We start from the raw sequence: 11,504 nt of genomic DNA, 5'->3' as shown, positions 1-11,504 counted from the left end.
CGTTCAGATTAATAGTAATTATGTAGAAAAATGGTTATAACTTTGAAGGAATCGCACATTACTTTTATCTAATGACAATTATTGCCCATACCCCTTCTACCCGTTACCGCTTGGTAGAATACAACCAAGCCAGCCCTGAAGTAAAGGCTATTTATGATGAAACCATGCAATCTTTGCAATTACCTTTTGTACTTAACTGGTTTAAATGCCAGGGAAGTAACGCTACTCTATTGCGAGGTAACTGGGAGAAACTAAAGTCGACTTTACTGGAAGGTCAGGTGCCCAACGTATTAAAGCAGTTGATCATTTATAATGCTTCTAAAGCACGTGGATGTGAATATTGCGCTGCTGCCCACGGTATTTTTGCTGATAGCATGAGTCAGTTGATCAGTACCAAAGAAGATTACCGTGCCACAGAAGATTTAGAGTCCCCGGTTCTGCCTACCAGCTATAAAGTGGCCATTCGTGTTGCCACAAAAGCAGCGCTTTATACCGATACTATAACCGACACTGACTTTGCAGAACTGATGCAGGAAGGCTTCACACAAGATGAAGTTCAGGAGTTGATGGCACAGGCAGACCTTGTAAATATGCTGAATACAATTGCTACCATTTCAGGTATAAAGTTAGATAACGAACTGCTGGAGCCCACCCTGTAACAACCTGTGGAAAATCTGATAAGGCAACAACCTTCCGGTACAGACAGTCAGGTTTACCGCATTACCTACGAGGCTTTTTCGAAGTTCTCTAATACTTTAATGCGGTGCCGAACTATAGATGAGATCGCATATACCTTGCGGATTCATCTAAAGTACCTGTTCAACTTTCATGTATTCAGAGTAAATTTCAGTTGGGAAGAATATAGTATCCAGATCAATGTCAGTCCGACAAATGCCACGGTAAAAGAGCTGGACAGTTTACTTCCGCATGAAGTTATTCTGCACCAAGCCAAGCGCCCTATGCACTGGACTGATCCTGGTTCGCTTAGCTTACCGGATGAATTTTCGATGCCACCAGATGAAGAAGCAAAGTTGTGGGGCTGGCGTTTTGAGCGCTTAGATTGTCAGCTTGTGATTTCGTTGTTATCTGGCAAAAGCAAGTATTTTTCGGGTCGTGACGCTACTTTTATTAAACTGGTAGCCGAAAGCCTGGAGTCTAAACTGCTGGAACTTTGCCTGTTCAGGGTACTGGATAAGAAAAACCAGGTTATATCAAACATTAACCAGCAACAACAGGAAGTTATCAGGCAGCGCACCAGCGAAATTGCAGCTAAAAATGAAAAACTGGTAGAGATTTCTATCATGAACGCGCACCAGGTACGAGAGCCACTCAGTCGTATTTTAGGATTGATAAGTCTTGTAGATTTTTGCAAGACTCCTGAGCAAATGAAACTGCAGGTGCTCCCCCGGCTAAAGCAATCGGCAGCAGACCTGGACGAAACCCTGAAAGAAGTAATTACCAAAGCTACCGCTGAAGTAGCCAATTTAAAAGCATAACCCATCATGAAGAAAATACTGTTAGTGGATGATATGGAAATCACTAATTTCATCACCATTCAGTTTATCCAGCACATCAATCCACAATACAGTGTATATGATTTTACAGAACCGGAAAAGGCTATTACACAAGTAAACGACATCAACCCCGATGTGATATTCCTGGATCTGAATATGCCGGTAATGGACGGTTGGGAGTTTTTAGAACAAATGCAACAACAACAAATGCAGCACAAAGTCTATATCCTTACATCATCAACCAGCGATCTGGATCGGAAAAGAGCAGAAAATTTTAACAATGTAGCCGGCTATCTTGTAAAGCCACTTGAAACAACACTCTTAGATGATGTGCTCGCATCTTTATGATTCTAACGTTATAACAAAGGCTATACACGTATAATTTAGTACATAGTCAGTTTTAAGTTGAGTAAGACTTTCTGTATTTAGTGCGGTAAGTACATTTACAACTATAGACTTTTCAGTTTATCCTAAGGGGAACAGTTGTTTTATATAGGTCGTTAACTTATTAAGTCAGAGCAAACATCCTGACCTATAACTGGCTGACTGACTGCTTTTACATGAAGATCCTTAATTCCTCTTTAAAATATTTCATCGTCCAGAAACTGAATGTATCCAACAAGGTAGCTATCGGGTATATTCTTTCGGGGAGAGTATTGGTGAACGGACAAAAAGGGACTTTGAGCCAAGTCCTTTTACCGGAAGATGAGGTTCGGATGGATGAAGAGGTACTAAAAGAGGGCAGAAAGAATGTGTACCTGGCCTATCATAAACCTCGTGGCATAGAGTCTACTTTAAATGTTGCGATCGAGAACAATTTATTAGAGGCGCTGGACTTTCCTGAGAGTGTGTTTCCTGTGGGGCGACTGGATAAAGAATCGGAAGGCCTGATGCTTTTAACCAATGATGGAAGAACGCTTTTCAACATCATCCATGCAGAAAAACAACAGGAAAAGGAATACAGGGTAACAGTAGATAAACCGTTAACACAAGAGGCTATTGATCGGCTTGCTGCCGGTATTGTTATCATGGGTAAAAGAACGCGGCCCGCAAATGTCAGGCAGGTAGATGAGCAAACGTTTAACATCATTCTTACGCAGGGCCTTAACCGCCAGATCAGGAGGATGTGTTACAAGCTGGGCTACCAGGTACTAAAACTTGTTCGGGTCCGCATCATCTCTCTAGAGTTGGGTGAACTGGCTCCCGGCGAATGGCGCCATCTGCAGCAATCAGAATTAAGCAGTTTATTGCAGGAAGTATCTGCTTAAACAACCGGGCATATAGATACTAAGTTTTGCACTTCTCAATCACTATAGTTCTATTATCTGATAGAAAACCAATAAAGAAATTTTCACTTGCATCTGTGCCTCTAGAGGCTTTAAATTCAAAATCCAGCTTTACCCCATTTGTCACATTCTTTAATGGCAGGCTACCCATTTGTTCACTTCCGTTAAATGCGGTATCAGCCTGAATTTTAAAAAGCAGATCCTGATATTCCTTTTCCCCCAATTTAATCAGGGCGGCAGAACAATAATCACCTTGCATATCAGGATAGGAAGCGTCGCTTTCCACTACTTCCATATCCTTCAACTCTAATCCAGTAACTTCTATAAATTCTTTTTCATAAAAATCATCGGAAGGGTAGAACCCTTCATAAGTTTTATAGCTTATAAAGGAAAACAAAGTTAAAGCTATAAAGTAACCAAGCTTCTTGTTGCCCAATCTCATCGGTAGCCAGTAGCAAAAATAGCAAACTCCAAGTGTAATTATGAGCAGGAAAATAATCAGTAAAGCCATATTCAATTCTAACTTATAGCAAATTCAGTTTTATTCCACCGTTTATCACTCTACCATCTACAGGTGCATAAATCTCATTGAATTGCGGGTTCGTGATGCTGCCTGTGTAGATATCTCCGAACTTACTTTGTCTTGTGTCGAAGATGTTTTCGAAGTTCAGGAATAGGGAGAACCGGTTAAACATCTTTTCAATCATCACGCCATTTATCCAATAATCCTGGCCGCGGCTGCCATCTGTTAGTTGCTGCTTACTAAAATAGTAGGCTTCCAGGCCAATACGGAAATTATCTTCTTTTTCCAGCATCAGTACCGTGTTTACCCGGTGTTTTGGCGTAAGTGGCATATCGGTAACAGTGCCGTTGTAATGCTGCCTGGCGTCGGTGTAGGTATAGCCCAGAAACAGTTTTACCCATTCGTAACCAAACTTCATGTTCGTTTCTACTCCTTTAGTATCTATGTGTCCGTTTGCGTTTCGGAGCTCATACAGGTTATCGGGGCGCAGTGTCAGGATGAGCGGGTTATTGAGGTAGGTGTAAAAGAACATGTGGTTAATGCTGAAGGTAACATCCTCCCCGATCAGGGTGCTATAGTTTATGTCAGCGTTACCTCCAATGGATGTTTCTGCTTCTGTCTGGCTGATATTGAGCGGCAGGATATTCCGGAAAGTAAGGTTCTCAGCTTCCTGGGTAAAAATAGTTGGTGTTTTATAGCCCATTCCCCCACCGATACGTGATGTAAGTCTGTCGCTTACTTTAAATAAAGCAGATACACGAGGCAGTACAAAAACACCCTTCGACTTGTTTGCCGGTTCTGGAGTTACATAGTCTGTTCGAAGCCCTGATTCCAGTACAAACCAATCTACCGGGGTAAATGTGTTCTGCACGAAAGCACCAACTATAGTATTGTCATAATCTCTTTTGCCTACCGCATCAGCCTGCTGCTCCGAAAACTTATCTGTCCATAGGTTTGCCCCTAACACCCAGTCCAGTTTTCCGCTATTTAAACTATAGGCTGCTTCGCTGAAACTGGCAGTTTGCTTGCCCCTGAAGTTATAGTCAGGCACTGCAATGTCCCGGTTAAAAAAGCTAACACTATTCTTTACAGAAAAAACAGCCCGTTCTGAGAGTTTATGTTCGAGGTTAAATTGGGTAGAGAGTCTTTCAGTGTTGTTCTGCTCAAAATAGTAGTCACCTCTTTCACCATTTATGTAGCGCATGTCGCCACCCAAACGGTCTTCTTCGGATGCGTTTATACCGAACGATACCTGTGTGTTCTGACCAGGATAAAAGTATAAGGTCGGATTTACGCTGTAACGCTCAAAGTCCGGAATGGCAGATAACCCTATATCAGCCGGGTCATAGGCCTGGTTGGCATTGCGTGACGCAAACACGGTAACACCAAACTTGCCGAACTTCTTACCATAAAACGCACTCAGGTCGAGTCCTTTAGCGCTGGTAATATTCGCCATAAAGCTCAGTTCACCCTCCTCTGTCGGTTTTTTTGTGATCAGGTTTACGAGTCCGGCAATAGCACCACCACCGTATAGTGTAGACGAACTGCCTTTTATCACTTCTACCTGGTACAGATTAAGCGGCGGTATCTGCATAATGCTCAGCCCACTCGAGAACCCTGAATAAAGCGGAAATCCATCCTGTAAGATCTGGGTATAACGTCCATCCAAACCTTGAATTCGGATATTGGCATTAGCACTGGTAGCAGATGTTTGCTGGGTTTGAATACCGGTACTTTCGCTTAGCAGCATACGTATATCACCGGGTTTCATGTTGGCTTTCTCACCAAGTTCTTCCAGTGTGATGGCTTCTACCCTTGTAGGAATGTCTTCTATAGTTCGGCTGCTCCGGGTGGTAGTAACTACAACTTCTTCCAGTTCTTCTCCGCCCGGCATTAAAAATATTACTTTCGGACCTGCCTGCACTATAGGAAAAGTAACAGTATCTGATCTTTCCTCATACCCAACATAGCTATACCTGATGACCTGTTTGCCGGCAGGCACATTTGTAAGTTCAAGTTCGCCGTTGGCATTCGTACTCGCGCCAATGCTGGTTCCTTGTATGGCAGCAGTCGCCCCAATCAGTGGTTGTTGTGTTTCACTATCCTTGATGACCACCTGAAAAGTATGCTGACTATAGGCTACAATGTTACATACTAAAACAAGCAACAGGGTCATGTATTTTTTCATGCTGGATGGGAATTTAAGTTCATGTTAAAACTGCAAATGCAGCAATAAAACTATAGTTACCAATGCTTTTGATCTGGGCTGGATTGCAGTTTGTAAGCGTAGTTGCTTCGCCCAGGTGTAAACTATAGTAATCCGTATTGGCTCACAAAGGTAGGCGGTTTTGATGTGAATTGTAAGGTCAGAACAGAACTGCAACATAAACACCAACAAAAAGAGCTGACCGGTACCTAAACAAGTCAGCTCTTTCTATTCCTAAATCAATAGTTTACCTGATCTTCACGACACGCATATAATCAAGCATTGCCTGGTTCACATCGCCGTTCATGTTCTCGTTGTGCGGCTCAAAGGTCAGGCTTATAGTTTGCTTTCCTTTTTTAAGTGGTACTTCCACGGAGTTGGTAAAGCCCCAGTTATTCCACTCGTCGGTGCCGCGCTGCGGTAGCACAACGGTACCGGCAAATGTACCGTTTTGCTTCAGCGTTCTGATGGCTGCTTTATTGCTGGTGTTGATCGGGCCGTTACCATTCGAATAGCGGAAATCGACAGCATAAACGCCATCTTCCGGAACAGTTATAGTTACTTTTACTTCTTTGTTCTTCTGCTTGCTGATCTCTACAAAACCGGATCCTGAAAAATCGCGGTAAGGCTGGGTTGCTTTTGGTGCAGACTTTTCCAGTTCATAAACCAGTTTGTATTTATCGGCAACTATAGCCAGCGGCTCGCTCCCAAACGAAGTAACACCATTTTTGTCCTCAGCCAGCACCATGTATTCTGCATAGGTACCAGGGTTCACATTCAGGGTAGTGCTAATAGTTCTTTCCAGCAACTTCCCGTTTTTCATAACCTGGTAGGCAACAGCGCCATCTACAGCTGGCCAGCTAAGCTTTCCTGAACTATAAGTTACATTCGGAGTATCTGGTGATGTATAACCTTCTGTGTGATTCAACTCCCCTCCAACTTCGTTGTTTGCCAGCTCTATTTTTATAGTATGCTTTCCGGTTAAGTTGCCAGGTATCACTGGTTTATCCATGGGTTTGCTATCCATCGTTATCGATTTTATCTGGTTGCCATGGCCGCTTACTTCCAGATCCAGCACGGCCTTTCGGTAGCTATAGTTGGTCAGTTTGTGTGTGCCGGCAAAGGCTTTCGGTACAAAAGGTTTCAGTTCAATCTCGTTGGCTTTAAAATCCATCCCGAAGTACACTTTATACACCATGCTCAGGCTGCCGGCCAGACTCCACAACATGTTACTAGAGTTAACCTGAGTACCTGCGTAATCGCCGGAGGTTGATACAAAGTTTTCCTTATTGGTCAGGAACAGGGCAGCGGGGCGGTAAATGGCGCTGATGCTTTCGGTCAGGGCTTTTTCATTGCCGGCATCGGCGGCGGCTAAGCTCCAGTACGACTGCACAAACGGCCAGGTAGCATTGTTATGATACGGCGGGATGCCCGGAATCTGTGGGTAAATGTTCGGGATACCAAAGTCCGTAACTGGTGTGCTGGCAACTATAGTTTTGCTGCGCGCATCATCGGCAATATCAAAAATTACGGTTAAGGCTTCCCCTAAAGCCTCAGCTCTCGGCGATAGGATTTTATAGTTACGGCCATACAGGTACTGCGCATAGTACCCTTTATCTTCCTGCCACAGCTGTTTGTTTATTCCCTCCTTTATGCCTTCCGCAACTTTTCTGAACAGTGCAGCAGACTCCTTATCATTCAGCAGATCGGCCATCTGGGCGGCTACTATGTTTGCCTGGTAATGTGCCGCGTTGGTACCCAGGTTCTCGGATTCAAAAATATCGGCAGGCTGCATCCAGCGTGGGTAGGTTTGCTCTCGCCAGTCCAGGAACGACGACTCACCACGCATCATACCAGTTTCCAGGTTCAGCGCATTTTTCTGGTCATCAAGCAAAGACTTTTTAACGATCGCATAGGTCTCACGCAACCACTTTTCATCGCCGGTAGTTTTATAAACTTCCCAGGCTGCCACTGCCCATATCACCCGATCCGTAGAGACGGGGTATGCGCCGCCGGTACCTGTATCCTGCACAATGCGGCCATCTTTCACTTTGCGCATCAAACTATACATCGATACTTTGGGCTGTACCTGCGCCATCGACAAAATGATACTATAGCTGATATCGCGGGTCCAGACGCCAGCCCATTCTTTTCCTGTTCTTAAGGTACTATCCGGCTCCACGGCATTTATCATCTCTTCCAACGCCAGGTTGTATAACGCATTCGCTACCGGGTAATCAGACAGGTACTGTGGGAAAGCGCTTGTATTATGCGACATGGTCCATTGCTGGGCAGTCATTTTCTCGTCGCGGTTCTCGTTCATCAGCAACGATATCTCGTAAATTCCGTCGCTGTCCGGGTCAGTCAGTTCCGCTTCTTTTTTGCCACCCAGGTTATCGAAATCCCAGCTCAGCGGGTCGGTGCCGCCGGCAATGTAAACGCCTTTAAAATCTTCTTTATAGATCTTGTCACCGGTTGGCGTTGTGTAGAAACCCTGTTTTTTAAAAGCATCCAGCACCGGGCTCATGTTAAGGCGCACCGTCATTTTACTGTTCGGAGCCAGGTACACATCTTTCGGCACTTCGGCATCATCTTTCATTTGCTTACCAAACGTGATAACCGGCGTAACACAGGCGCCATCAGCAGGAATGCAGTTAAAGAAGTGATCGGTACCGGGTACCATTTCGTTGTCGCGGCCATTTATGGCAAACTTAAACGTAACACCCGGGCTCATGAACAAATTAACAGGGCTCTTATAGTTAGATGTTATTTCGGTAGGCGAAAGTATACGCGCCACATGTTCGCCCTGCACCACGCTGTCCGGGTAAATAGCATAAGCGTCTGATTTGTAAATGGGGTTGGCAGCTGTAACTTCGGAAGTTATAGTTGTTTCAGAGCTTGGTTTCTGCGACTGGCAGGCGCCCATCACGAGCAAAGAAAACAGCAGACTTGACCTGAGCGAGATGTATTTCATGAGGTTGAGGTTAGGTTTTGGAAAGAGCTTCGAGAGCCTTCAACTATAGTTGTAAAGCCTAAATTTACTATAATTTTGATGATGCCCCAGCACAATTCCGGCTTAAAATGATAGGTTGATGCGGTATAAAAAGAGCTGACTACTTTACGCAGCCAGCCCAATGTTTATTTTACGATACTATAGTTTACGATTTTCTTATCGAGAATTTATAGATGGTAGTTTCCTGATATTTCTCACCTGGTTTTATGACTGTATTCGGAAACTCCGGCTTGTTAGGAGAATCCGGGTAATGTTGCGCTTCGAGGCACAAGCCGGCGTAGCTTTCATATTGCGTGTTGTTCTTTCCGGTTAGGCTCCCATCCAGGTGGTAAGCAGTGTATAGTTGTATGCCCGGTTGCGTGGTATGCACTTCCATTACACGGCCTGTAGTTGGTTCATAAACCGTAGCTGCATGGGTTAATTTTTCGCCTCCGTTATTGATGACGTAGTTCAGGTCGTAACCGTAGCCCTGCAGGTTATTGATGCGGCTGCCAACTACCTGCGGCGTAGTAAAATCATAAGGCGTAGCTTTTACAGGCTTCAGCTCTCCTGTCGGAATCAGTGTTTCGTCGGATGCGGTATAGGTATCGGCATTTATAGTTACTTCATTATTCAGAATATCCTTGTTTTTGCCGGCGCTCAGGTTAAAGTAACTATGGTTGGTCAGGTTTACCGGAGTAGCCTTGTCGGTAGTGGCTTCGTAGTCTATCTTCAGGCCGTTGTCATCGGTCAAGGTATAAGTTACTACTGCAGTCAGGTTACCCGGATAGCCTTCTTCCATATCCTTACTTACGTAGGTCAGTTTAAGGGCATTTTGTGCCGGCAATTCTTCTGCTTTCCAAACTACTCTATCGAAACCAATATTACCGCCGTGCAGGTGGTTCGGTCCATTGTTGGTGGCTAAGGTATACTCGTTCCCGTCAATAGTAAATTTACCTTTGGCAATGCGGTTGGCATAACGCCCAATAATCCCGCCAATGTGTGGGTCATTCGGTACGTAGCCATTCACATCGTCAAAGCCAAGCACTACATCGCCCATAGTTCCGTCTTTGCCCGGGGTAAGGATAGATGTAACGATAGCACCATAGTTGGTAACTTTCACCTGCATCCCATTTTTGTTTGTAAGGATATAAAGCTGTACTTCTTCGCCGTTCGGTGCTATACCAAAGGTCTGTTTTTTGATCTTTGCTTCGGCTGTTTCAGTTGCTGTCGTCCCGGTCTGCTCCATGCTGTTCTCTTTGTTATTACAACCGCTTAGTCCTGTCATCGAAACACTTCCAAAAAGTGCCAGCAGTAAAAGGGTGCATTTAATATTGTGTTTTTTCATAAGTGATCTTGAACCCGGTTAAATTGTGTATCCTGAGTTACTTATTAAGCACAAGCGAACTATAAGCTGGCAACACAACAGATTTATTAACCTTCTCTGCATTATTGAGCTGGAAAGTGGTTGTTTTATAGTTCTGCACCTCAGCTGGTAAATTTATAGTTACCGACGAACCTGATAAGTTATGCAATACCAAAACAGACTCACCCTCGTGCGCACGCACAAACGCACTGATCGCTTTATTCTCTAAGGTTACAGGTTCTATAGTTCCGTATGTAAGTGCAGCACTGTTGTTACGTAGTTTTATCAGCGATTTATAGTGATTTAGTATAGAGGCCTGGTCCTGCTCCTGAACAGCCACTGGCGCCACGGTTTGCTCTGTCGAATTTTTTGGTGTCATCCAGGTAGTGCGGCACTCATCGTTGGCTTTTACATCCCACAAAAATGGCTCGCGTATTTCTTCATCCGGCTTTTTGCCTTTCATGCCGATCTCCTCGCCATAGTAAATGTATGGTGAGCCCGGCAGCGTGAGCAGAAGTGCTGCAGCCAGTTTTGCTTTGTTCATGTCACCGCCTACTTCACTCATGATCCTGTTCTGGTCGTGGTTGCTCAGGATGGTCGCATCTATAAAGTCCGGGTTTTGCTTATTGTAGAGGTCAATTATCTCGGCATGCTTCACGGCCAATGTATCGCCATAGCCGTTTTTCAGGGCGCGTAATATAGCCCAGCTCATCTCGAAATTAAAAAGTGCCGGCAAGCCTTTGGTATAAGGTGCTACTGTTTCAGCCTCGGCCCATACTTCGCCTACCAGATATACATCCGGTTTTGCTTTCTGCATCTCAGCTTTAAATTCCTGCCAGAATCCGTGGTTGTCCTGCTCGCGCTCGTTCGGGAAAATGTGGCGAGCCGCATCCAATCTAAAGCCATCTACGCCTATCTCTTTCAGCCAGTAACGGCCTACTTTATATATTTCTTCGCGCAGCTTCGGGTTATCAAAATTCAGATCAGGCATACCTCCCCAGAAGTAACCAAAATATTTGTACTCGTCTCCTTTCACTTCGTGCCAGTGGCGGGTGTTGTAAGAGTCGGCCCCGGTGGTTTTGCCTTCGCCTGTGGTTCTGGGGTCACTTTTATGCGCCCACACATAGTAATCGCGGTACGGACTTTTCGGGTCTGCTGCTGCCTTAAACCACGGATGGTCGCTGCCCGAGTGGTTGATCACCAGGTCCATTACCACCTTAATTCCGCGCTTATGTGCTTCGGCTATAAACGCTTTAAAGTCTTCTATGGTGCCATAGTCCGGGTGAATGGCATAGTAATCGGTAACATCATATTTGTGATAAGACGGTGAAGGATTTATCGGCATTAACCACACTGCCTCTACACCCAGCTCATCTAGGTAATCCAGTTTCGAGGTCATCCCTTTTATATCCCCGATTCCATCATTATCAGAGTCGCAGAAAGACTGTACAAATATCTCATACGATACCCCTTTCGGCCATTCGCTTACTTTAGCCTGTGGTTGGGTAGTAACATTGGCCGGTGCACTACAGCCTGCAGTAAGCGCGAATGCAGCAAAAGGGATAAGTCGGAGTAAATTTCGTTTTTTCATGAGTTGCCGGTTAATGGTTATGCCTG

Annotated in this window: 9 protein-coding genes; 4 read left to right on the top strand and 5 right to left on the bottom strand. The window is 44.8% G+C overall.

Annotated elements, in window-relative coordinates; genetic code table 11:
- The first annotated feature begins 71 nt into the window (after positions 1 to 71).
- The 4 genes from ABS362_RS08520 (at position 72) to ABS362_RS08505 (ending at position 2,782) form a co-directional block, all read left to right on the top strand.
- Positions 72 to 659: a carboxymuconolactone decarboxylase family protein gene (locus tag ABS362_RS08520; RefSeq protein WP_350411992.1), complete on the top strand. Its 588-nt coding sequence runs from the start codon at positions 72 to 74 to the stop codon at positions 657 to 659.
- Positions 660 to 665: 6 nt separating this feature from the next.
- Positions 666 to 1,496, top strand: a complete 831-nt coding sequence (locus tag ABS362_RS08515; protein ID WP_350411991.1) for a hypothetical protein — start codon at positions 666 to 668, stop codon at positions 1,494 to 1,496.
- Between the two features lie 6 nt (positions 1,497 to 1,502).
- Complete coding sequence (locus ABS362_RS08510) at positions 1,503 to 1,862, top strand: response regulator (protein WP_350411989.1); 360 nt, start codon at positions 1,503 to 1,505, stop codon at positions 1,860 to 1,862.
- 212 nt (positions 1,863 to 2,074) lie between these two features.
- Positions 2,075 to 2,782: a pseudouridine synthase gene (locus ABS362_RS08505; RefSeq protein WP_350411988.1), complete on the top strand. Its 708-nt coding sequence runs from the start codon at positions 2,075 to 2,077 to the stop codon at positions 2,780 to 2,782.
- Positions 2,783 to 2,801: 19 nt separating this feature from the next.
- Here the strand turns inward: ABS362_RS08505 and ABS362_RS08500 are convergent, their stop codons facing one another.
- From ABS362_RS08500 to ABS362_RS08480, 5 genes are all read right to left on the bottom strand, one after another.
- Complete coding sequence (locus tag ABS362_RS08500) at positions 2,802 to 3,311, bottom strand: hypothetical protein (RefSeq protein WP_350411987.1); 510 nt, start codon at positions 3,309 to 3,311, stop codon at positions 2,802 to 2,804.
- Positions 3,312 to 3,324: 13 nt separating this feature from the next.
- Complete coding sequence (locus ABS362_RS08495; RefSeq protein ID WP_350411986.1) at positions 3,325 to 5,511, bottom strand: TonB-dependent receptor; 2,187 nt, start codon at positions 5,509 to 5,511, stop codon at positions 3,325 to 3,327.
- A gap of 265 nt (positions 5,512 to 5,776) precedes the next feature.
- On the bottom strand, positions 5,777 to 8,503 hold the full coding sequence (locus tag ABS362_RS08490) for an alpha-L-rhamnosidase-related protein (protein ID WP_350411985.1): 2,727 nt from the start codon (positions 8,501 to 8,503) through the stop codon (positions 5,777 to 5,779).
- Between the two features lie 184 nt (positions 8,504 to 8,687).
- A complete protein-coding gene (locus ABS362_RS08485; RefSeq protein ID WP_350411984.1) occupies positions 8,688 to 9,869 on the bottom strand; it encodes an aldose epimerase family protein in 1,182 nt (393 codons plus the stop codon).
- A gap of 37 nt (positions 9,870 to 9,906) precedes the next feature.
- A complete protein-coding gene (locus ABS362_RS08480) occupies positions 9,907 to 11,478 on the bottom strand; it encodes an alpha-amylase family glycosyl hydrolase (protein ID WP_350411983.1) in 1,572 nt (523 codons plus the stop codon).
- Positions 11,479 to 11,504: the final 26 nt, after the last annotated feature.

It is taken from the genome of Pontibacter populi (assembly GCF_040278685.1).
GTDB classification, from domain to species: domain Bacteria; phylum Bacteroidota; class Bacteroidia; order Cytophagales; family Hymenobacteraceae; genus Pontibacter; species Pontibacter populi.
The sequence above is the reverse complement of the archived record's forward strand: the minus strand, read 5'-3'. Positions and strand labels throughout refer to the sequence as shown.

Excerpts from the sequence above, each read along its gene's own strand:
- ABS362_RS08520 (WP_350411992.1), top strand. The coding sequence starts at position 72 with ATGACAATTATTGCCCATACCCCTTCTACCCGTTACCGCTTGGTAGAA.
- ABS362_RS08510 (WP_350411989.1), top strand. The coding sequence starts at position 1,503 with ATGAAGAAAATACTGTTAGTGGATGATATGGAAATCACTAATTTCATC.
- ABS362_RS08505 (WP_350411988.1), top strand. The coding sequence starts at position 2,075 with ATGAAGATCCTTAATTCCTCTTTAAAATATTTCATCGTCCAGAAACTG.
- ABS362_RS08500 (WP_350411987.1), bottom strand. The coding sequence starts at position 3,311 with ATGGCTTTACTGATTATTTTCCTGCTCATAATTACACTTGGAGTTTGC.
- ABS362_RS08495 (WP_350411986.1), bottom strand. The coding sequence starts at position 5,511 with ATGAAAAAATACATGACCCTGTTGCTTGTTTTAGTATGTAACATTGTA.
- ABS362_RS08490 (WP_350411985.1), bottom strand. The coding sequence starts at position 8,503 with ATGAAATACATCTCGCTCAGGTCAAGTCTGCTGTTTTCTTTGCTCGTG.
- ABS362_RS08485 (WP_350411984.1), bottom strand. The coding sequence starts at position 9,869 with ATGAAAAAACACAATATTAAATGCACCCTTTTACTGCTGGCACTTTTT.
- ABS362_RS08480 (WP_350411983.1), bottom strand. The coding sequence starts at position 11,478 with ATGAAAAAACGAAATTTACTCCGACTTATCCCTTTTGCTGCATTCGCG.